The organism is Dyella lipolytica, assembly GCF_030160075.1.
In the GTDB taxonomy this organism is placed as follows: Bacteria; Pseudomonadota; Gammaproteobacteria; order Xanthomonadales; family Rhodanobacteraceae; genus Dyella_B; species Dyella_B lipolytica.
Window position 1 is genome coordinate 239075 of record NZ_BSNQ01000003.1, and the last position, 20035, is coordinate 259109.

At 61.2% G+C, this 20035-nt stretch carries 22 protein-coding genes; 13 read left to right on the forward strand and 9 right to left on the reverse strand.

What is annotated here, in order from left to right:
* Positions 1-14: 14 nt before the first annotated feature.
* The 7 genes from phbB to QQL64_RS02640 all read right to left on the reverse strand — a co-directional run bounded on the left by phbB (position 15) and on the right by QQL64_RS02640 (position 7150).
* Positions 15-776 carry an acetoacetyl-CoA reductase gene (phbB, locus tag QQL64_RS02610; protein WP_284395662.1) on the reverse strand — a complete coding sequence of 254 codons (762 nt, stop codon included), beginning with the start codon at positions 774-776 and terminating at the stop codon, positions 15-17.
* A gap of 71 nt (positions 777-847) precedes the next feature.
* A complete protein-coding gene (gene phaR, locus QQL64_RS02615; RefSeq protein WP_284395664.1) occupies positions 848-1363 on the reverse strand; it encodes a polyhydroxyalkanoate synthesis repressor PhaR in 516 nt (171 codons plus the stop codon).
* An 87-nt stretch (positions 1364-1450) separates the two neighbouring features.
* Positions 1451-3004: a DHA2 family efflux MFS transporter permease subunit gene (locus QQL64_RS02620; RefSeq protein WP_284395665.1), complete on the reverse strand. Its 1554-nt coding sequence runs from the start codon at positions 3002-3004 to the stop codon at positions 1451-1453.
* Positions 3005-3025: 21 nt separating this feature from the next.
* Positions 3026-4222, reverse strand: coding sequence for an HlyD/EmrA/EmrK family protein (locus QQL64_RS02625; protein WP_284395666.1), 1197 nt, complete (start codon positions 4220-4222; stop codon positions 3026-3028).
* Positions 4219-5775 carry an efflux transporter outer membrane subunit gene (locus tag QQL64_RS02630; protein WP_284395667.1) on the reverse strand — a complete coding sequence of 519 codons (1557 nt, stop codon included), beginning with the start codon at positions 5773-5775 and terminating at the stop codon, positions 4219-4221. Before QQL64_RS02630 ends, QQL64_RS02625 begins: the two co-directional genes overlap by 4 nt.
* Entirely contained in the window at positions 5772-6296 is a 525-nt protein-coding gene (locus QQL64_RS02635; protein WP_284395668.1) for a MarR family winged helix-turn-helix transcriptional regulator, read from the reverse strand. Before QQL64_RS02635 ends, QQL64_RS02630 begins: the two co-directional genes overlap by 4 nt.
* A gap of 89 nt (positions 6297-6385) precedes the next feature.
* The gene (locus QQL64_RS02640; protein WP_284395670.1) at positions 6386-7150 is read right to left on the reverse strand and encodes a TatD family hydrolase; all 765 of its coding nucleotides are present in this window, start codon (positions 7148-7150) and stop codon (positions 6386-6388) included.
* 185 nt (positions 7151-7335) lie between these two features.
* On the opposite strand from QQL64_RS02640, the gene QQL64_RS02645 reads away from it, so the two are divergent.
* Positions 7336-7965 (forward strand): glycine zipper 2TM domain-containing protein, encoded by a 630-nt coding sequence (locus tag QQL64_RS02645; RefSeq protein WP_284395672.1) that lies wholly within the window; start codon positions 7336-7338, stop codon positions 7963-7965.
* A gap of 20 nt (positions 7966-7985) precedes the next feature.
* A complete protein-coding gene (locus tag QQL64_RS02650) occupies positions 7986-8459 on the forward strand; it encodes a glycine zipper 2TM domain-containing protein (RefSeq protein ID WP_284395675.1) in 474 nt (157 codons plus the stop codon).
* A gap of 75 nt (positions 8460-8534) precedes the next feature.
* Here the strand turns inward: QQL64_RS02650 and QQL64_RS02655 are convergent, their stop codons facing one another.
* Both QQL64_RS02655 and ygfZ read right to left on the reverse strand, forming a co-directional pair.
* Complete coding sequence (locus QQL64_RS02655; protein WP_284395678.1) at positions 8535-8969, reverse strand: cell wall hydrolase; 435 nt, start codon at positions 8967-8969, stop codon at positions 8535-8537.
* A gap of 440 nt (positions 8970-9409) precedes the next feature.
* Positions 9410-10213 carry a CAF17-like 4Fe-4S cluster assembly/insertion protein YgfZ gene (ygfZ, locus tag QQL64_RS02660; protein WP_284395681.1) on the reverse strand — a complete coding sequence of 268 codons (804 nt, stop codon included), beginning with the start codon at positions 10211-10213 and terminating at the stop codon, positions 9410-9412.
* Positions 10214-10341: 128 nt separating this feature from the next.
* On the opposite strand from ygfZ, the gene QQL64_RS02665 reads away from it, so the two are divergent.
* The 11 genes from QQL64_RS02665 to QQL64_RS02715 all read left to right on the forward strand — a co-directional run bounded on the left by QQL64_RS02665 (position 10342) and on the right by QQL64_RS02715 (position 20035).
* A complete protein-coding gene (locus tag QQL64_RS02665) occupies positions 10342-10509 on the forward strand; it encodes a DUF1674 domain-containing protein (RefSeq protein WP_284395682.1) in 168 nt (55 codons plus the stop codon).
* A gap of 93 nt (positions 10510-10602) precedes the next feature.
* Positions 10603-10998 (forward strand): succinate dehydrogenase, cytochrome b556 subunit, encoded by a 396-nt coding sequence (sdhC, locus tag QQL64_RS02670; protein WP_284395684.1) that lies wholly within the window; start codon positions 10603-10605, stop codon positions 10996-10998.
* A complete protein-coding gene (gene sdhD / locus QQL64_RS02675; RefSeq protein WP_284395685.1) occupies positions 10995-11390 on the forward strand; it encodes a succinate dehydrogenase, hydrophobic membrane anchor protein in 396 nt (131 codons plus the stop codon). Before sdhC ends, sdhD begins: the two co-directional genes overlap by 4 nt.
* 5 nt (positions 11391-11395) lie before the next feature.
* Entirely contained in the window at positions 11396-13183 is a 1788-nt protein-coding gene (gene sdhA / locus QQL64_RS02680; RefSeq protein ID WP_284395693.1) for a succinate dehydrogenase flavoprotein subunit, read from the forward strand.
* Between the two features lie 23 nt (positions 13184-13206).
* Positions 13207-13989, forward strand: coding sequence for a succinate dehydrogenase iron-sulfur subunit (locus tag QQL64_RS02685; RefSeq protein WP_284395696.1), 783 nt, complete (start codon positions 13207-13209; stop codon positions 13987-13989).
* 160 nt (positions 13990-14149) lie between these two features.
* The gene (locus tag QQL64_RS02690) at positions 14150-14398 is read left to right on the forward strand and encodes an FAD assembly factor SdhE (protein WP_284395701.1); all 249 of its coding nucleotides are present in this window, start codon (positions 14150-14152) and stop codon (positions 14396-14398) included.
* Complete coding sequence (locus tag QQL64_RS02695; RefSeq protein ID WP_284395704.1) at positions 14370-14804, forward strand: YgfX family protein; 435 nt, start codon at positions 14370-14372, stop codon at positions 14802-14804. Before QQL64_RS02690 ends, QQL64_RS02695 begins: the two co-directional genes overlap by 29 nt.
* 123 nt (positions 14805-14927) lie before the next feature.
* Positions 14928-16172 carry a lipoprotein-releasing ABC transporter permease subunit gene (locus QQL64_RS02700; RefSeq protein ID WP_284395706.1) on the forward strand — a complete coding sequence of 415 codons (1245 nt, stop codon included), beginning with the start codon at positions 14928-14930 and terminating at the stop codon, positions 16170-16172.
* Positions 16165-16869, forward strand: a complete 705-nt coding sequence (gene lolD, locus QQL64_RS02705; RefSeq protein ID WP_404601091.1) for a lipoprotein-releasing ABC transporter ATP-binding protein LolD — start codon at positions 16165-16167, stop codon at positions 16867-16869. Before QQL64_RS02700 ends, lolD begins: the two co-directional genes overlap by 8 nt.
* A gap of 88 nt (positions 16870-16957) precedes the next feature.
* Positions 16958-19276, forward strand: coding sequence for a DNA internalization-related competence protein ComEC/Rec2 (locus QQL64_RS02710; protein WP_284395709.1), 2319 nt, complete (start codon positions 16958-16960; stop codon positions 19274-19276).
* 105 nt (positions 19277-19381) lie between these two features.
* Entirely contained in the window at positions 19382-20035 is a 654-nt protein-coding gene (locus tag QQL64_RS02715) for a MotA/TolQ/ExbB proton channel family protein (protein ID WP_284399616.1), read from the forward strand.

Genomic DNA, 20035 nt, shown 5'->3' on the forward strand with positions numbered 1-20035 from the left:
CCTGCAAGCAGGGCTCAGAAGCTCATGAAATAGCCGCCATTCACCGGCAAGTTCGCGCCGGTGATGTAGCTGGCATCGTCCGCCGTGAGAAAAACCACTGCACGCGCGATATCGGCAGGCGTGCCAAGTCGTCCCACGGGAATGTCGGAAATGATTTGCTGGCGGATTTCATGGGGTACTGCCGCGACCATCGGCGTATCGCAATAGCCAGGAGATACCGTGTTGACCGTTACGCCCTTGCGTGCCGTCTCGCGCGCCAGCGCCATGCTGAAACCGTGCACACCGGCTTTCGCGGCGGAATAGTTGGTTTGCCCGAACTGGCCGGTCTGGCCGTTTACCGAGCTCAAGTTGACGATGCGACCGAAGCTGCGCGCCGTCATACCCTCGACCACGTGCCGGCACATGTTGAACACGCCGTCGAGATTGACTCGCATGAGCTCGTGCCATTGTTGCGGATCCATCTTGCGCAGGCTGGTGTCGCGGGTGATGCCGGCGGCGTTGACCAGGATGTCGGCGCGACCAGCGCTACGCTCGATGTGCTCGATCAGGCTGCCGCAGGCCTTGAAGTCGCTGACATCGCAGGGTTCGAAGCGGATGGCGCCGTTGTAGGCGGACATCTGCTCGCGGAACGCCTCGATGCGCTCGCCACGGGTGGCCAAATCGACAGCAATCACTTGTTTACCGGCTTCAGCCAGCCGCAGGCAGATTTCCGTGCCGATGCCGCCGATGCCACCGGTCACAATGGCGACGCGAGCGGTGGAAGTTGACGAAGTCATTACATATTTCCTTCAGCGCATGCCGCGCGGCAGCACGTGCTGTGCTGCAGCGGGAAGCGGACCATCGCAGATCAACCCGGCTTCTTGGTGCCGGTGCCGGTGCGACCAGCCTGGCCTTGCGTCGCAGTCGTAGGCTGGGTCTGAGAGGCGGCATCGAGGAAGCCGCGCTGCATCGACTTCCAGGCATCCATGTTGCGCTCCGTCAGCTCGTTCAACATCGACCACGGGGTTTGCCCCATCAGGCTGTTGAGTTGGCTGCGGAACTGCTGCTGCTGGTCGAGGAAGACTTGCAGGCTGCGCTCCAGGTACGGCCCCATGAATCCTTGCAGGGAGTCGCCGTAGAAACGGATGATCTGGCTCAGCAGCTGGGGCGACAGCATCGGCTGCCCTTTCTCCTCGTGCTCGGAGATGATCTGCAGCAGCACGGAGCGGGTCAGGTCCTCGCCGGACTTGGCGTCGCGGACCTCGAAATGTTCGCCATCCAGAACCAGCTGACGGACCTCTTCCAGCGTGATGTAGCTGGAGATTTCCGTGTCATAGAGCCGACGGTTCGGGTACTTCTTGATAATGCGATTAGTTTGTGCCATGCGACACAAGCTAGCAGAAGGTATTGCGCCGCACCAGCCGGTGTTCAGCTTTTATGCTGCACCCGAGGGTGCAGCAAAGCATGTAGGTCAATGCCCCATGGCCCCGCCGGCGCTCCCGAACGGTGGCCGCGAGAACCAGATGAAAGGGATCAGCATCACGAACAGGATGGCGCACAGGTAGAAAATGTCGTTCACCGCCAGGGTGAGGCCTTCGCGGCCAACGATCTGGTCGATAAGCCCCAGCCGCTGGCTGGCGCTGAGGCTTGTATGCGATAGCTGCTGTATGTATTGCGTAGCGGCTGGCTGGCCGGGGCTTACGTATTCGGTCAGCGTCGCGTGGTGATAGATCCCGCGATGCTGCCAGAGCGTTACCGTCACCGCCGTCGAGACGCTGGAACCCAGCGTACGGAAGAAATTGGAAAGCCCCGACGCGCTGGCAATTTCCGACGCCGGCAGACCGGACAGATAGATCTGGTTGAGCGGAATGAAGAAGCATGGGATCGCCATGCCCATCACGAAGCGCGGCACCACCAGCGCAGCGAAGGACGCGGCACTGTCGAAGGTGGAGAACCAGTAGGACGTGAGCGCGAACACGATGAAGGCAAAGGTCACCACCATGCGCAGATCGAGCCTATGCATGTTGCGGCCAAGGATCGGCGCAAGCAGGAACGCCAGGACGCCCACCGGCGCACTGGCCAGGCCGGCCCAGGTGGCGGTGTAGCCCAGCGTGGTCTGCAACCACAGCGGAAACACCACGTTGATACCGAAGAAGGCAAACATGCCCAGCGACAGGCTGATCACGCCCACCGTGAAATTGCGCTGCTTGAACAGCGTGAGGTCGACCACCGGGTGCTTGGCATGGATTTCCCACACCACCAGGAAGGTCAGACAGATCAGCGCGGTGATGCCCAGCGTGGTGATTAAAGGTGAAGCAAACCAGTCGTGATCGTTGCCGTTGTCCAGCATGAACTGCAGACAGCCGACACCCGCTACTAGCAGGATCAGACCGACCGCATCGATCGGTGCCTTGAAGGTCTTGGTCTCGCGCTTGTGCAGCAAGGTCCAGGTGATGACGCCGGCCATGATGCCGACGGGCAGGTTGATGTAGAAAATCCACGGCCAGGAAAAGTTGTCCGTAAGCCAGCCGCCGAGAATCGGTCCGAAAATCGGTGCCACCACCACGGTCATCGCCCATAGCGCCAGCGCGATACCTTGCCGTTCCTTCGGATAACTGGAAAGCAGCAGCGTCAGCGACAGCGCCACCATCGGGCCCGAACCCGCGCCCTGCAGCAGTCGGCCGATCACCAGCATCGGCATGCTGGTGGCCATGCCGCACAGCATGGAGAACACCACGAACAGCATCACCGACGTGACAAAGGTGCGAACCTCGCCGAAACGTCGCGCGATCCAACCGGTGAGCGGTTGCATGATCGCGCTGGCCAGCGAATAGGAACTGATCGTCCACGTGCCTTCGCTGGCGCTGACGCCCAGGCTGCCGGAAATGTGCGGCACCGCTACGTTGACGATCGTCATGTCCAGCACTTCCATGAAGGTGCTGAAGGCGACGGCGATGGTCAGCAGCACCAGCGGCGTGCCGTGCAGCGGTTTCAAAGGTGCTGCGTTATCGGTAGTGACGGCCATGACGCGCTCGCTCGGCAGAGATCAGTTCGAGGACGCACCGAGATTGGCGCGGATGATCTTTTGGGCCTCTACATCGGCCTGCGCGGCGACCTGGTCGTACACCGAAGTCTCCGCGGGCGGCTGCTGCGCGGCGGCGGCCAGCACCGGTCCCTTGTCGTTGGTGATGTCCACGGTCACGTCGGTGGACAGGCCTACGCGCAACGGATGCTTGTCGAGCTCGTCATTGTCGAGTGCGACGCGCACGGGTACGCGCTGCACCACCTTGATCCAGTTGCCGGTGGCGTTCTGCGCCGGCAGCAGCGAGAACACGCTGCCGGTGCCGGCGCCAAGGCCGATGACTTTGCCGTGATATTCGACGCTGCCACCATAGATGTCCGTGGTGATCTTCACCGGTTGGCCGATGCGGATGTGGCGCAGCTGGTTTTCCTTGAAGTTCGCATCGATCCACAAGTTGTGCAGCGGAATGATGGTCATCAGCTGTTGGCCTGGTGCGATGCTGCTGCCAAGCTGCACGCTGCGTTGCGCGACATAACCGGTGACCGGTGCGACGATGGTGTTGCGTTGCGCGGCAACCCAGGCGGCGCGGAAGTTTGCGCGCGCCTGCAACACGGAAGGATTGTTTGCGATATCGGTGCCTTCGATAGCGGCACGCGAGGCCGATGCTTGTGCCTTGGCGGTGTCCAACGCGGCGCGCGCCTGCGCCACGCTATCGCGCATGTGCTGCACGACTTCCGGCGATTCGGCTTGCGCGGCAACCAGCGGCAAATGGCGAGTGAGATCGGCCTCGGCCTTGCGCAGATCAACCTGGCGAGCGGCGACCGTGGCATCGGCGCCATTCACCGAATCAGTCTGCTGACGCACTTCGCGCACCGCTTGCGCTAATGCGCTGCTGGTCTGGCGCAGGCGCACGTCGGCATCGGTGCCGTCCAGCTTCACCAGCACCTGTCCGGCTTCAACGTGCTGAGTGTCGTCGGCAAGGATAGCTACGACGGTGCCGGGAACCTGCGAAGAAAGCGCCACCTGGTTGCCGCCGACATACGCGTTGTCGGTGGTTTCGCGGGTGGATAACACGAAGTACCAAAGCAGGAACCAGGTCAGCGCGGCGAGCACGAAGATGGTGGCCACGATCAGCAGCGCGCGGCTGCGCTTGGCAGGGTCCTTCGCGGCAAGGCCGCTATCGTTGGCGTCCTTGGAGAGGGTGGACTCAGAGGCGCTCATGATTGTGGGGCTCCGGCGAGATTCGAAGTGGAAGCAGGGGAAGAAGAAGTCGTCTGCGGCGATGCGTTACCGGCGTCGACGTGATAGCCACCGCCCAGCGCCTTGATCAGCGCGAGGTCCGTGCTGAGTGCTTGCGCTTGCAGGCTGATGGCCTGGTCTCGCTGCAGCAGCAGCTGTGCTTCGGCAGCGAGGTTTTCGCGGGCGTCCTTGACGCCGCGCTGGGCGCGCGCCTGCGCGGTAGCAACCAGCGTCCCGTTGGCCTGCACTTGTGCATCTTGCTTGGCGCGGCGCGCGGCAATTTGCTGCGCAGTCACGGCTTGCGTTGCGACATCTTTGGCAGCACCTGTCACCGTTACGTTGTATTGCGCGATGGCGTCATCGAGTTGCGCTCGGCTGGCGCCGTAGGCTGCCTTCAACCGCCCTCCCTCGAAGATCGGCAAATGCACGGCCGGCGTGATACCGAAAACCCGGCTGCCGAGTTCGAAGAGATTGCCGAGATCGCCCCTGCTGCCTTTTGCCAGGCCAGGAATATTGGGCGAACCCTGATTGGTGCTGGACAAGCCAGCCATCGCATTGATGCTGATGTCGGGGAAATACTCGGCACGCGCCACATCGGTTTGTTTCAGCGCGGCCTCGACTTGCCAACGGCTGGCGGCAATGTCCGGACGGCGCGCGATCAGATCCAGTCGCGCATCGTCAGGCAACGCACCCGCGACGTCCGGTAACGCATGCGGTTGCAGTGGGGGCAGTTCGGCGGGCGACACACCCACGAGTGCGGCGAGTGCCACCTTGCGAATCTCGATCGAGCCTTCCAATGTCACCTGCGTCTGCTGCGCACCAGCTAGTTGCACGCGCGCCTGTTGCACGGTGTCAGGCAGATCCACACCTTGTCGCACGCGCAATTCGGCGATCTGCAGCAATCGCTGCTGCACCGTCACCGCCTGTTGCGCCAATGTGAGTCTGTTTTCGTCGGCAAGCCAACCGAAATAGGTATCGGCCACCGCATTCTGGATGGTCAGTGCGGCGGCACTGCGTTGCGCTTCCGCTGCGTGGGCCTGATCTAGCGCCGCTTCGATCGATTCGCGTTTCTTGCCCCACCAGTCGAAGTCGTACTCGAGCTGTACGCCGAGATCGGCCTGGTTATACCAATTGAAGCCGAGCAGGGACGGTGGAAACAGACCGTGATCGCTCATGCGTTGACGTGTCAGTTGCGCATTGCCGTTGATGCTCAGGCCGGCCTGTGCGGCGGCAACTTTCACGGATTGTTCGGCGGTCTGCACGCGCGAATGCGCCTGCGCCAGGTCTGGCGACTGTTTCATGGCCAGTGCGATCAGATCATCCAATTGCGAATCGTTGTATACGCGCCACCAATCGGTGGCGGGCCAACCTGCGCGAGTGGGGGCTTGCAGGCCGGCCAGCGGGACGTCGTCACGTAGCGTAGGATGCGGCAATTTCGCCGGAGCGAATGCGCAGCCCGCGAGGACCACCGTGCATAGCATGGTTAACGCAAGCGGACGAAGACGCACGGGAGGCTTGGACGAAACAACGTTCATGGCGGATCACCCGCTTCGTATTTGAGTTGGCTGAGGTTGTAGGCAAGCTTGCGCAGCAGACGGCTCAAGTTGCGCCTGTCTGCATCGCTGAAGCCGGTAAAGATGAGCTTCAGACGGGGAAACATGGTGGGCAGCATCTTCAATACGAAGCGCCTGCCTGCAGTGGTGATTTGCATGACGACGCGGCGCCGATCTTCGGCGCTGGGACCGCGCGTAATGAGGCCTCGTTTGACCAGGGCGTTGGCGATGCGCGTCATGTTGGTGGCGCCTTGCGATGTGAAGACGCAAAGCTCACCCGGCGTGGAACTGCCATCCGGTCGGGAGAACAAGGTAATCAGCGTGCGGAACTCGCTGTCGTTGAGCTTGTAGGGGCGGAGCTTGTACTCAAACTCCGTTTGCATGCGCTCGCTCAACAGCATCAGCACACGACAAAGCGCCGCATCCTCGGGCATCTCCGGAATCGCTGCGCGGACGCCGGCAATGCCTTCGTCCAGCCATTTGAGGTGGTCTATGAGGGACATTTCATCGGTGCATATTTCACTGATGAAATAAATGATGCAACACAATGCGGCCGATCCGCAAGTACCCGCCGATCAATCGGATGCGTGGATCAAATCCCGAAGAGGCGCCGTACGTTTGCCGTGGTGGCTGCTGCGATGAGCTCGGGGTCCTCGTTGCGCAGCTGGGCGATGCAGTGCAGGACGTCGGGGAGGTAAGACGGTTCGTTGCGTTCGCCGCGATGCGCGGCGCCGGGTTGGTCGGGAGCGTCGCTTTCCAGCAGCAGATATTCGATCGGCATGTTGGCGACGATCCGGCGCAAGCGTTGGGCGCGTTCGTAAGTGATTGGGCCGCCGATGCCGAGATGGAAGCCGATCTTCCACAGCTGTTCGGCCTGTTCCTCGCTGCCCGAGAAGCTATGCACCACGCCGCGCAAGCCGCCGGTCCGTCGGAGAGTGGTTGTCACTTCATCCATGGCGGCGCGTGCGTGCAGGATCACCGGCAAATCGAACTCACGGGCCAGGGCCAGTTGCTGTCGAAAATAATCGCGTTGCCCCTGCGCATCGTGTCCTTCCTGATGAAAATCGAGGCCGATTTCGCCTACGGCGACGGGGCGTTGCGTATCGAGCCAATGTGACAAGGTTGCGAGATCGTCACGATGGTGCCGATGCATGAACATCGGGTGCAGGCCATAAGCCGGGAATAGCCCGCTCCCGGTGGTACACAAGGCATGGATACGCGACCAGCTTGCGGCATCCGTTCCCGGAATCACCTGCAGCGCTACGCCCGCGCTACGGGCGCGCCCGATCGCAGCTTCGCGATCACTGTCGAAGCGTTCATCGTCCAGGTGTACATGGCTATCGGCAAGTAATGGCATGGCTTGGGTCGATTTGTTATGCAGCCCTGTCCTGACGCCGTGCTGTCGATTCGTGGCGCGAAAGGATCAACGGTCTTGAGATCAGTCTAAGCGCTATTCAGCGTCCCGGCGGTTCAATGCGCTTGCGCAGATTATCGCGGCGGCGCAGCGCAGGCGCTGGCTGTTTTAGTACAGGAGATTCGGACATGACCAAGTTAGCACTCAAGGCATTGTGCATAAGTGTGATAGCGACTTTTGCACTCGGTTTGGCGGCCTGCAGCAAGCAGGCGAGTTTCGACGCGGGTACTGCGGGTGCAGCTCCGGCGGCCAGTGTTGACGGTGCCGCTCAGGCTACGCAGCCGGCTCAGTCGCCGCCGCCCGGTAGCGACGACGCGCAATATGCCCAGGTGGTTAGCGTGGCGCCTGTTCGCCAGGCTGCCGGTCAACCGCAGCAGGTTTGCCATGACGAGGTGGTCACCAGGAAGGTGCCGCCGAAAGATGAGCATCGCATCGCTGGAACCGCCATCGGTGCGGTGGCGGGCGGGTTGCTGGGTCACATGATCGGCAGCGGCAAGGGAAATACCCTGGCGACCGTCGCCGGTGCGGTGGGCGGCGGCTATGCGGGTAATCGCATCGAGGCGAGCCGGCAAGAGCACAACGTCCAGTCCACGGTAGTGCATCGTTGCACTACCGTTGAAAGTAGTAGCAGTAATATCGTGGGTTATGACGTGACTTACGTTTACAACGGTGTGACACGTACCACTCGCATGGATCACGATCCAGGCAACCGCGTCAGGGTGGAACAAGGTGTTATGGCAGTCTCGGACGCACATTGATCGATTCACAGGAGGTCGTCGTGGAAATCAAGTCAGGCAAGTTCGCAGTGGTAGCGGCATTGATGGTAGGTATGGCGGCCCTTTCTGGATGTCAGACTCAACCGGTCTATCAGGCACAGCCGGCCTATGGATACCGCGGCTGCCAAAGCTGCGGCGTGGTGCAGCAAATTCAGCAGGTCTATGTGCAGCAGCAGGGTAGTAACAACGCGGGCATCGGCACCGTGATCGGCGCGGTGGCGGGTGGCTTATTAGGCAGCACGCTCGGCCATGGCCGCGGTACGACCGCTACCACCGTTGTGGGTGCAGTGGCTGGTGGCGCGGTAGGTAACGCCATCGGTTCGCAAAGCGGTACGCCTGGCAGTACCGTGCCGGCCTGGCAGATTGTCGTTCGTCTCGACAATGGGCAGTACGCGACGGTTACGCAGGTCCCCAATCCCGGCGTGCGCCCCGGTGATTACGTCGTAATCAACAATAATCAGGTTTATCCGCGCTGATAAATAGACGTCTAAACGTCCATAAAATAAAAGGCCCTCTGCAGAGGGCCTTTTTTATTCGCCAAATTGTGCGTATCAGTTGATCGAATAGAACTTGTGATCGCCGATGGTGATTGCATGTAGATTGCGCGACCATGCAGGCGAAATCGATACGGTAGCGAAGTGATCCGCATGCGGCACGAAGAAGCGCCGCTCGTCTACGGGAAGATCCCAATTGACGATCGACTTGCCCGCGATGTCCCATGCCTTCTGGAACGCTTTGAGATTGTCGATATCCTGGGACTGCGACGTAGTAGTGAGCGCAAATTGATGTGGTGACTTCACCACATCGCACACCGTGCCACCCCACTGACCGCGTTCGCGTCGGCGCATGGCAACTTCGGCCACGGCCATCTGACCGACCGTCGACTGGTCACGTGCTTCCAGATAGACGGTAGTCGCCAGACAAGTCTGGTCTGCGAGCGGTTGGGGCAGTACGGACATCAGCCACAACAACATGGAAAGTTTCATACCTGCCTCCAGCTTGCAGTTACATCGCGACATGACATGCATGTGTTGACGCAGTTGCGGTGGACGGGCGGGCAGACCGTTCCACCTGGATATATCGCCTGGGCCGAAACTTGTGGCACAAGCGGTTAGCCACGACATCGTGGCGAAATCGATCGACTTGTCCGGTGCCGACCGTCATGAGTTTGCTGTGACGCTGCGGGGCAAAAGGCCCATGCTTGCAGCGTGTTCGCGCATACGGCGAATTGTCATCCGGCGATGCTCTGCCGGGTCGCGCCGATCCGGACCCCTCCGGTTCGTCGCGTATAACGGCACCCTGCGGGCTGGTGGATGCCGAAAAAAGTTTGGCGGAATCTAGTGGGGCTTTCTTTTCTTTGCAAGTGCCTGGTCGGTTTGGTTCACATTTCACTCACATTGATGACACGCTGCACATCGTGCATACATCAATCCGACCAAGTATCGAGCAACTGCACTACTACACCATTATCGCTAGTGTTTTCTGAGCTTTGCATGATGCTGCTTGCTATGTCGTCAGTTATGACTGCAAGCGCTTCGATGCGTTCCTCGTTTGAGATGACGTTCAGCAATCGCACGAATTCGCGATCACCTCTACGCAACATACTCCCTTCTGCAACGGCTCGTGATAGTTCGACGCGATGCAGGTGCCGTTTGTTCCCGCCGCGATAGTGCAATCGCGCAACGATTTCCTGTCCTGGGTAACAACCTTTATCGAGTGCGATGCCGCCGAGTCGATGCAGCGATAACGCAGGCGGAAGAGATTCGTTCAATGCATCCGCGGGAAGCCATGGCCATCCTGCGCGCAATTGCGCGAGTCGCCATGCGTCGTCATCGACAACATCGGTACCGAATTGCAAAGAGTGCGAACCGCAACCCAGGCGAATCACGTCACCGTCTGCGTCGACGATGTGCATGGGTAGTGCAGCGCCGCTTCCGAGCGTCGACGTGTTCGCAACGGACAAGCGCACACGCGAACGAAAGACGAAGCGTTGCAGCGCTTCTGCGAAGCTTGCGGCATCGCCACCGCGCAGCAGCAGCAACAATCGCTCCTCGGCCAGTCGCGCGAGATGGAACACAGCGCGTACTCGCCCTTGTGCATCGAGCCAGCTGCTGAATTGCCATTGGCCGTTAGGCAGGGCACTGACCTGGCTGGTGAATTGGCTGTGTGCGAACGCAACAGCGTCCGGACCTTCGATGAAAACTGCTTGGGCGAGGTTGGATGTCGGCATGCGCTAAGAGAAGTGGGGGCTGCAGGGGCATGGTGCAAGGCGGCAGCCGGCCTATGCAGCGCTAGGCGCCGCACGTCAACTGGTTGTGCCGCTATGCCGCAAGTATTACGCTTTTAGCGATACAAACCATGCCTGACACCTCCTCCAAACCCGCAACCAGTCCCGAACCCGCGAAGACGGAGCGCGTAATCACGCCTGCTTCGCCAACGCAGGAGAAGGAACCGGCCGGGCGACCGGCACCGGATCCCACACGCTACGGCGATTGGGAAAAGAACGGGCGCTGCATCGACTTCTGATTCGCTGTACCGGCCGCGTCGTATAGGTGGCCATGGAACAGGGGAAGCAGAGGGTAGTGCGGGCATCAGCGATTCCACCCCAGGATAGCCGCCATGGCAGACACGCGACGACCGCTTTCACCGCACCTACAGATATATAAGTGGCAAGTGCAGATGGTGACCTCCATCTTGCATCGCGCCACCGGCATTGCCCTGGCCGTGGGCACCTTGCTGATCCTGTGGGGCTTGCTCTCGCTGGCTGCCGGCGAAGATGCCTTCAATCAGTTCAAGGTCTGCGCTGGCAGTCCGATCGGGATCATCTTGATGATCGGGTGGAGCTGGTCGCTGTTCTTTCACCTGTGCAACGGCATTCGCCACCTGATTCAGGACGCGGGTACCGGTTACGCCATTGCCCAGTTCGTGCGCTCCAGCTGGCTGTCGGTGATCATCAGTATCGTGCTGACGTTGCTCGTATGGGCTTACGTACTGACCGCCGGAGGTGCCGCATGAGCACGAATGCGAACGATCTGCGTAATCCGCTCAAGCGTGCCCGCGGGCTCGGCTCGGCTCAATCGGGTGTTGGCCATTGGTGGACGCAGCGTGTCACGGCAGCGGGCCTGGTGCTGCTCGGCATCTGGTTTGTCGTCCTTGTGCTTGGCTTGCTGCATGCCGATTACGCGACTGCAAGGGCGGCGGTGGCCAAACCGTGGAATGCGGTGCTGCTGGTCGCGTTCCTCATCACCGCTTTTTGGCATGCCGTGCTTGGTTTGCAGGTGGTGATCGAAGACTACGTACACACCCGCTGGAAAGAAATTTTTCTACTGGTGGCAATTAAGTTCCTCGCGGTGCTGGGCGCGCTGGCTGGCGCGCTGGCTGTGCTGCGCATCGCATTGGGAGCCTGAGGCCGATGGAAGCCTACAAGATTCAGCAACACAAATATGACGTGATCGTGGTCGGTGCCGGCGGCGCCGGTCTGCGCGCCACCTTCGGTCTGGCGGAGAAGGGCCTCAAGGCCGCCTGCATTACCAAAGTGTTCCCGACTCGTTCGCACACCGTGGCGGCGCAGGGCGGTATCGCCGCAGCGCTCGGCAACATGGGCGAGGACGACTGGCGCTTCCACTTCTACGACACGATCAAGGGTTCGGACTGGCTGGGCGACCAGGACGCGATCGAGTACATGTGCCGCGAAGCCATCCCGTCGATCCTCGAACTGGAACATTACGGTGTGCCGTTCTCGCGTACCGACGACGGACGCATCTACCAGCGCCCGTTCGGCGGCATGACCACGCATTACGGCAAGGGCACCGCGCAGCGCACCTGTGCCGCCGCCGACCGCACCGGCCACGCGATCCTGCATACGCTGTATCAGCAGGCGCTGGCGCATGACGCCACGTTCTTTGTCGAATACTTCGCAATCGACCTGATCTTCGACGACGAAGGCGTTTGCCGTGGCGTACTTGCGCTCGATATGAACGAGGGCACGCTGCACTTCTTCCGCGGCCAGGCCGTTGTGCTGGCCACGGGCGGTTATGGGCGCGCCTACTTCAGCGCCACATCTGCGCATACCTGCACGGGCGATGGCGGTGGCATGGTGTTGCGTGCCGGCCTTGCGTTGCAGGATATGGAATTCGTGCAGTTCCATCCCACCGGCATCTACGGTGCGGGCTGCCTGATTACCGAAGGCGTGCGCGGTGAGGGCGGTTATCTCACCAACTCCAAGGGCGAGCGCTTCATGGAGCGCTATGCACCTAGCGCGAAGGATCTTGCCTCGCGTGACGTGGTGAGTCGTGCGATTACCGTCGAGATCCGCGAAGGCCGCGGCGTCGGCGAACACAAGGATCACGTGCACCTGAATCTGATGCACCTGGGCGCCGAAGTGATTCATGAGCGTCTGCCGGGTATCGCCGAATCCGCCCGCATCTTTGCCGGTGTGGACGTGGCCAAAGAACCGATTCCGGTACTGCCGACCGTGCACTACAACATGGGCGGCATTCCCACCAACTATCACGGCGAAGTGGTGCAGAAGAAAGGCGACAACGTCGACGCCGTTGTGCCGGGCCTGTTTGCCATCGGCGAAGCGGCCTGTGTGTCGGTGCATGGCGCCAACCGTCTGGGTTCCAATTCGCTGCTCGATCTGGTGGTATTCGGTCGTGCCGTGTCGCATCGCTGTGCCGAGCTGGTCAAGCCGGGTGCCGCGCACAAGGATCTTCCGGCCAGTGTGCTGGATAAAGCGCTGGCCCGTTTCGACGGCCTACGCAACGCCAACGGCAGCACGCCGACGGCGCAAATCCGCATGGACATGCAACGCACGATGCAGAAGGACGCCGCCGTGTTCCGCACCGGCGAAACGCTGAAGGAAGGCAAGCAGAAGATCTCGGCCGTCTATGACTCGTTCAAGGACGTCAAGGTCAGCGATCGTTCGATGGTGTGGAACTCCGACTTGATCGAAACGCTGGAGCTTTCCAACCTGCTGGCGCAGGCGGTGGCCACCATGCATTCGGCCGAGCAGCGTCCGGAAAGCCGCGGCGCGCACGCCCGCGAGGATTTCCCGGAGCGCGACGACCACGACTGGATGAAGCACACCCTGGTCAAAGTCGACGACAACGGTAACAGCAGTTTCGATTTCCGCCCGGTGCACATGTACACCCTGACCGATGAGGTCGAGGTTGTGCCGCCGAAGAAGCGCGTCTACTAAGTATTCCGACTGGAGAGGCAATCGTGGCCGAGTTCACGCTACCCAAGAATTCGAAGATCCAGCCGGGCAAGCACTATCCGGCGAAGGACGCGAAGAAACCGCGGACGTTCCGCATCTATCGCTGGTCGCCGGACGACGGCCAGAACCCGCGCATCGACACGTACGAAGTCGATCTGGCCGCCTGCGGCCCGATGGTTCTGGACGCGCTGCTGAAGATCAAGAACGAGATCGATCCCACGCTCACGCTGCGCCGTTCTTGCCGCGAAGGTATCTGCGGCTCGTGCGCGATGAATATCGACGGCACCAACACGCTGGCTTGTACCCGGGCCATCGACGAGTGTCCGTCGGGCGACGTGAAGATCTACCCGTTGCCGCATATGCCGGTGGTGAAGGATCTGGTGCCGGATCTCACGCACTTCTATGCCCAGTTCGCCTCGATCAAGCCGTGGCTGCGCACGCAGAGCGCAACCCCGGACCGCGAGCGCCTGCAGTCGCCGGAAGATCGCAAGAAGCTCGATGGCTTGTATGAGTGCATCCTCTGCGCTTGCTGCTCGACCAGCTGCCCGAGCTACTGGTGGAACGGCGACCGTTATCTGGGGCCGGCGATCCTGCTGCAGGCTTATCGCTGGATCGTCGACTCGCGCGACGAAGACACCGGTGCACGCCTGGACGATCTGGAAGATCCGTTCAAGCTCTACCGCTGTCACACCATCATGAACTGCGCGCGCACGTGTCCGAAGGGTTTGAACCCGGCGAAGGCGATTGCCGAGATCAAGAAGCTGATCGTGGAGCGTCGCTCGGCGTGATGTCGCTTTTCCTTCTCCCTTTGGGAGAAGGTGCCCGTAGGGCGGATGAGGGTGCGATCGGAGCGTTAAAGCGGAAGTTGGATCATCGCGCAAGCTCCGTACCCTCATCCCAACCCCTCTCCCGGAGGGAGAGGGGCACTATCAGGAGGCTTTTGCGTCAATGGACGCCGAACGAATCAAACGCCTGCGCTGGCGTACCCGCCGCGGCACGCGTGAACTCGATGCGCTGTTCGGAGGCTGGCTGGAAACGTCTTTTCCGACGGCAGACGAAGCTCAGCGCCAGGCTTTCGACGAATTGCTCGACGTGCAGGATCCGGACCTGTGGGACTGGGTGATGGGTTATGCCCGGCCACCTCGCGCAGACTGGCAGGCGATCATCGATGACATCCGCGCCCGCCATCGGCTTTGAATATCGACCCTCGCGCTGGGTACCTCGTCTGCTTGTCGCAGTGACCGGCCTGACGTTATTGGCAATCGCGTTATCGGGCTTGCCGGGATTTCTGCAGCTGATCTCCATGCTTGGTGCCGCAGCCGCCTGCGGTCATGCGCTGCGTCGGCTGCGTTTGCCAGTCAGCGCGGTCGGCTGGGCCAACCAGGGTGGTTGGAGCTTGCGTGGCCTGGATGGCGCAGACGAGCCAGCCGTGCTGCTCTCGCATAAGGTTTTTCGAACCGTGGTCCTGCTCCGGCTGGCAAGCCGCCGTTACGGCAAGCTCACCTTCTGGCTGATGCCGGACAATAGCGATGCGGATATCCGGCGGCGCCTGCGTATGCGGTTGGCCATACAAAGGGCCAATACGGAAGAAAGTACGGGCTAAGACCCTTTGAGGTTGCCGCATTGCCCCGCTTCGGGCACTCTGCGCGCGCGGCACGGTCCAAGGGATTCCACGATAATCAGGCGTCCGGGCGGCCTGTCTCCCGACCCCAAAAGCGAACCCTACATGTTCCGACCGCTCGAGCTTTTCATCGGCCTGCGTTACACCCGCGCCAAACGGCGCAATCAGTTCATCTCCTTCATATCCAGCGTTTCCATCGTCTGCATCACCATCAGCGTGATGGCGTTGATCACGGTGATGTCAGTGATGAACGGGTTCGACTACCAGCTGCGCTCGCGCATTCTGGGTGCGATCTCGGATGCCACGGTTTCCGGCCTGCCTGGCGAAAGCGTGCAGAACTGGCAACACGCGATGGACGTGGTGCGGGCCAATCAGCACGTGAAGGGTGCGGCGCCCTATGTCGAGATTCAGTCTTTCCTGCAGGCGCAGCGATCCGGCGGCGCCATGGTGCGCGGGATCGACACGGCGCAGGAGCCGAATGTCTCGGATATCAACAAGCACATCATCGCTGGTTCGTTCGATTCGCTGACGCCGGATAGCTGGAACATCGTGCTTGGCAGGGACTTGGCGGTGCAACTCGGCGTAAATGTCGGCGATCGGGTCACCATGGTCGTGCCCGAACTACGCGCGACACCGATGGGCGCCGTGCCGCGCATCCGCGGTTTCAAGGTCAGTGGCATCTTCGAGTTGGGCATGGAGGAATTCGACTCCGGCCTTGGCGTGATCAACATCAGTGATGCCGAAAAGCTGAAAAGCATCGACGGCCCTACCGGTATTCGTCTGCGCCTAGATGATTTGTACAACGCAGGCCCTGTCGCCCGCGAATTGGCCAACAACCTGGGCCAGGTTTACGAAGTAACAACCTGGATGGACAGCCATGCCAACTTCTTCTCCGCGATTTCGATGGAGAAGAAAGTGATGTTCATCATCCTCTCGCTGATCATTCTGGTCGCAGTGATCAACCTGATCTCGATGCTGATGATGCTGGTGACTGACAAGCAGGCCGACATCGCCATTTTGCGCACGTTGGGTTCCACGCCACGCAGCATCATGGGCATGTTCATGGTGCAAGGCGTGCTGGTCGGTGTCGTGGGCATTGGTTTCGGCGTCACCCTCGGTTCGCTGCTGTCATGGCAGTTACCGGGCATCGTGAAGTGGATCGAGCACGTCACGGGCGTGGTCTTTCTCTCGCCGGACGTTTATTACATCAGCGAAGTGCCGAGCAAACTGGATTGGCACGACGTGACTTGGGTGGCTCTCGTCACTTTCGCTTTTTCCCTGCTTGCCACGCTCTATCCCGCATGGCGCGCATCGCGTACCCAGCCGGCGCAGGCGTTGCGCTATGAGTAAGCCCATGACGAATGCTTCCGATGTTGTACTGCGAGCCAGCCATATCGCCAAGACCTATGAGGAAGGCGATCTGCGCACGAAGGTGCTCAGCGATGTGAGCTTTACCCTCAAGCGCGGCGAGACGCTGGCCATCGTGGGTGCGTCGGGCTCCGGCAAAAGCACATTGCTGCACATCATCGGCGGTCTGGACACGCTCACCGGGGGCGAGGTCGAAGTGGAAGGCCGCATGCTCTCCAGGCTTTCCGATGCCGAGCGCGGGCGAGTGCGCAATCGTTCGCTCGGTTTTATCTACCAGTTTCATCACCTGCTGCCGGAATTCACGGCGATCGAGAATGTTTGCATGCCGTTGTTGATACGCGGCACCAAGATCGACGAAGCGCAAAAGCAGGCAAAAGCGCTGCTGGAACGCGTGGGATTGGGCCAGCGGCTGGAGCACAAGCCCGCCGAGCTGTCCGGCGGCGAGCGCCAGCGTTGTGCCGTAGCGCGTGCGCTGGTAACGCGTCCTTCCTGCGTATTGGGCGATGAGCCGACCGGTAATCTGGATGAAGACAATGCCGCGCAGGTCTATGCCTTGATGCTGGAATTGAACCGCGAAATCGGCACCAGCTTTATCCTGGTTACGCACGATAATCGGCTGGCGGCGCGCATGGATCGAACGTTGGAGTTGCACAACGGCGAGCTACGCGAAAAGCCATAGTTCTTACCTTGGGCAAGTCGCTTGCCTACACGTGAAACCTGCTGTCATGCGTTAGTGTCGCTTTGTCGGGATGCGGAGCGGCACGGACATGCTGCAGGCACGGAAATGGCCGAGTGCGACAGCTGCAGCTTTAGCGCTGCTGGCCGGTGTGCTCACGGTGCAATGGCTTCCGGTATTGCCTCCGCATTGGATGATGGCTGCGCTGGTTGCGTCTGCGCTGGTGCTTGCGTGGCGTCTGCCACGTGCACGCTGGTTATTCGTCGCGCTGCTTGGTTTTGCATGGGCGGCATGGCGCGGTAGCGTCGCGATCGATGCGCGTCTGCCAAGCGCGTGGGAAGGGCAGGATGTCAGCGTGGTCGGCCGTATCGGCGGTCTGGCGCAGACGAAAGCCGATGCGACGAGCTTTCTCTTTCAGATCGAACAGACGAAACGCGATGACCAGGTTCTACCTTGGCGTGGCTTGGCGCGCGTAAGCTGGTATGGCAAGCCGCCATCGGAACTCGAGCCCTGTTCGCGCTGGCAGCTGTCATTGCGTTTGCGAAGGCCGCGCGGGCTGGTCAATCCGGGTGGCGCCGATGGCGAGCGCAGCGCCCTTGCGCATGGCATCGCGGCAGTCGGGTATGTGCGCGACGACCGATCCAACGAGCGGCAAGCCGTCGCGCGCTGGTGCCTGGACCGCGTGCGCGCTTCGCTAGCGAATGACATCCAGACGCGCGTGTCCAATGCGCACGATGCGGCGCTACTGCGCGCCTTCTCCGTTGGCGACACGCGCGGACTCGATGCACACGATTGGGATGTGGCGCGCGCCAACAGCGTCTCGCATCTGATCGCCATTTCCGGATTTCACGTCGGCGTCGCGGCGGTGTTCGGTGTCTGGTTATGTCTGGTCGTTTACTGGCTGTGGCCTCGGCTCGCGCTCCGCTGCCCACGCGCCCAAGCGCAGCCCATAGCGGCTTTAGTGGTGGCTTTTGCGTACGCTGGGCTGGCCGGCTTCGGCATGCCCACGGTGCGAACGGTGTTGATGATTGCGGCGATAGCGCTGGCTCGATGTGCCAAACGTGCATCGGGTGCAGGTCACGCGTTGGCGCTCGCGCTCATGGCGATTTTGGTGGTCGATCCATTGGCCGTGCTACAGGCGGGTTTCTGGTTGTCGTTCGTCGGCGTGGGATTTCTCATTCTGTGTCTGGAGACAAAGGGGCGGGGGATTCGTGCGTTCCTGCGCGAACTGACCATGGGCCAGATGGTGATGACCATTGCGCTGTTGCCGTTGACGTTGTGGTTCTTCGGCGAAGCGTCCTTGGTTGGCGCTTTGTCGAATCTCGTTGCGGTGCCCTTCGTCAGTTTCGTGATCGTGCCGTGTGCGTTGCTTGGCGTGTTGCTGCTGCTGATCTGTCCGCCGCTGGCATCGCCCGTGCTGCAAGGGGCGGGATGGCTTGCACATGCGCAATGGTGGTTGCTCGAGCAAACAGCCACTTGGCCGGGAGCACATTGGTTCTTGCCGGCAGTGCAGCCTTACGCGCTAGTGCTCGCCATGTTAGGTGCAACATGGCTGTTTATGCCGCGAGGCGTGCCGTTGCGTGCGTCCGGCGTTTTGCTGTTTCTACCGTTGGTCTGGCCGATACGGTACGAGCCAACCGTTGGGGCGTTTCAGGCGTGGGTGCTCGATGTCGGACAGGGACTCTCGGTCGTGGTGCGCACTCATGATCACATCCTCGTTTACGACACCGGTGCGCGTTATCCGTCGGAGTTCGATCTGGGTGAGGCGGCGGTGCTTCCGTCGCTGTATGCGCTCGGCGCCGATCATCTGGATGTGCTGATGGTCAGCCACGCCGACAATGATCATGCTGGCGGTGCGCCGGCGGTGGCAGCGGCTTTCCCTGCAGCACGCCGTTATGCCGGAGAACCGGAACGGATGCCGCTGCCGATGACACAATGTGTGGCCGGCCAGCATTGGGATTGGGACGGTGTGCGCTTCCAGGTGCTCAGCCCGGTCGGAACAGGGCAGGCGTCATCGGACAACGATCGCTCCTGTGTCTTGCTGGTCGAAGGAAGTGCAGGGCGCATGCTGCTGACCGGGGATATCGCCTCGGACATCGAGCCTCGCGTCGCAGCGGCAATGGGACCCGGTCCCGCACCTGTCTTGCTGGTTCCCCATCACGGCAGCAAAACGTCGTCCAGCGCCGCTTTTATCGCAGCCATCAAACCGGAGCTGGCCGTTGTTTCAGCCGGTTGGCGGAATCGTTTCGGTCACCCCCGCCCGGAGGTTTTGCAGCGTTACGCCGAAGCGGGCGTACCGGTATTCAATACCGCGCTGGAAGGTGCCGTTCAGATTGATTTTCCGGCGCATGCGCCAGCCTACGTCGCCGCGCGTTGGCGCCTGCGGGAGCGCCGTTACTGGCGGGAATGAATTGCCACCAGCCGCACGGTATGCCATAGCGACGCTGCTATGATGCCGACTTCAAGCAGACGGCAACGCCGGGAGTTTGTTGTGGGTGATTTGGGTCAGATTCTGATGGCGGGTGGCTGGGCGATGGCGCCTATCCTGATCTGCTCGGCGGTAGCGCTGGCGATCGTACTGGAGCGGTGCTGGACCTTGCGGCGCAACTCGGTGCTGCCGCCCGGACTTTCCCAGGAAGTGCGCGAATGGGCGCGCTCCGATCAGCTCGATCCGGCACATCTGGAAAAGCTTTCGACCGGCTCGCCGTTGGGCGAACTGTTAGCCGCCGCGCTGGCGGTGCGCAATCGTCCGCGCGAGTTGATCAAGGAACGTATCGAAGACACGGGCCGCCATGTGGTGCATCGCATGGAGCGTTATCTCAATACGCTCGGCACGATCGCGCTGATTGGCCCGTTGCTCGGTTTGTTCGGCACCGTGATCGGTTTGATCCGCATGTTCATGCAGGTGATGGTCGGTGGTATGGCCGATCCGACCAAGATGGCCGGCGGCATCGGCGAAGCGCTGATCTGCACGGCTGCCGGTCTTACCGTGGCGATTCCCGCTTACGTGCTGCATCGCTACTTTCGCTCGAAGGTGGCCGGCTACTGCGTCGAGATGGAGAAGCAGGCCACACTGCTGCTGGACGACCTGACCATGTCCGCGCCCACTGCAACCACGCGCCCGCGCCGCGCTCCGGTAACTGCCGCAAGCGGCAAAGCTTCGGTCTGA

Bases quoted from the DNA above. Each gene is read 5' to 3' on its own strand.
- QQL64_RS02630 (WP_284395667.1), bottom strand. From the start codon at position 5,775: ATGAACGTTGTTTCGTCCAAGCCTCCCGTGCGTCTTCGTCCGCTTGCG.
- phaR (WP_284395664.1), bottom strand. From the start codon at position 1,363: ATGGCACAAACTAATCGCATTATCAAGAAGTACCCGAACCGTCGGCTC.
- QQL64_RS02695 (WP_284395704.1), top strand. From the start codon at position 14,370: ATGACATCCGCGCCCGCCATCGGCTTTGAATATCGACCCTCGCGCTGG.
- sdhD (WP_284395685.1), top strand. From the start codon at position 10,995: ATGAGCACGAATGCGAACGATCTGCGTAATCCGCTCAAGCGTGCCCGC.
- QQL64_RS02655 (WP_284395678.1), bottom strand. From the start codon at position 8,969: ATGAAACTTTCCATGTTGTTGTGGCTGATGTCCGTACTGCCCCAACCG.
- sdhA (WP_284395693.1), top strand. From the start codon at position 11,396: ATGGAAGCCTACAAGATTCAGCAACACAAATATGACGTGATCGTGGTC.
- QQL64_RS02635 (WP_284395668.1), bottom strand. From the start codon at position 6,296: ATGTCCCTCATAGACCACCTCAAATGGCTGGACGAAGGCATTGCCGGC.
- QQL64_RS02700 (WP_284395706.1), top strand. From the start codon at position 14,928: ATGTTCCGACCGCTCGAGCTTTTCATCGGCCTGCGTTACACCCGCGCC.
- sdhC (WP_284395684.1), top strand. From the start codon at position 10,603: ATGGCAGACACGCGACGACCGCTTTCACCGCACCTACAGATATATAAG.
- QQL64_RS02625 (WP_284395666.1), bottom strand. From the start codon at position 4,222: ATGAGCGCCTCTGAGTCCACCCTCTCCAAGGACGCCAACGATAGCGGC.
- lolD (WP_404601091.1), top strand. From the start codon at position 16,165: ATGAGTAAGCCCATGACGAATGCTTCCGATGTTGTACTGCGAGCCAGC.
- QQL64_RS02710 (WP_284395709.1), top strand. From the start codon at position 16,958: ATGCTGCAGGCACGGAAATGGCCGAGTGCGACAGCTGCAGCTTTAGCG.
- QQL64_RS02645 (WP_284395672.1), top strand. From the start codon at position 7,336: ATGACCAAGTTAGCACTCAAGGCATTGTGCATAAGTGTGATAGCGACT.
- ygfZ (WP_284395681.1), bottom strand. From the start codon at position 10,213: ATGCCGACATCCAACCTCGCCCAAGCAGTTTTCATCGAAGGTCCGGAC.
- phbB (WP_284395662.1), bottom strand. From the start codon at position 776: ATGACTTCGTCAACTTCCACCGCTCGCGTCGCCATTGTGACCGGTGGC.
- QQL64_RS02715 (WP_284399616.1), top strand. From the start codon at position 19,382: ATGGCGGGTGGCTGGGCGATGGCGCCTATCCTGATCTGCTCGGCGGTA.
- QQL64_RS02620 (WP_284395665.1), bottom strand. From the start codon at position 3,004: ATGGCCGTCACTACCGATAACGCAGCACCTTTGAAACCGCTGCACGGC.
- QQL64_RS02690 (WP_284395701.1), top strand. From the start codon at position 14,150: ATGGACGCCGAACGAATCAAACGCCTGCGCTGGCGTACCCGCCGCGGC.
- QQL64_RS02665 (WP_284395682.1), top strand. From the start codon at position 10,342: ATGCCTGACACCTCCTCCAAACCCGCAACCAGTCCCGAACCCGCGAAG.
- QQL64_RS02640 (WP_284395670.1), bottom strand. From the start codon at position 7,150: ATGCCATTACTTGCCGATAGCCATGTACACCTGGACGATGAACGCTTC.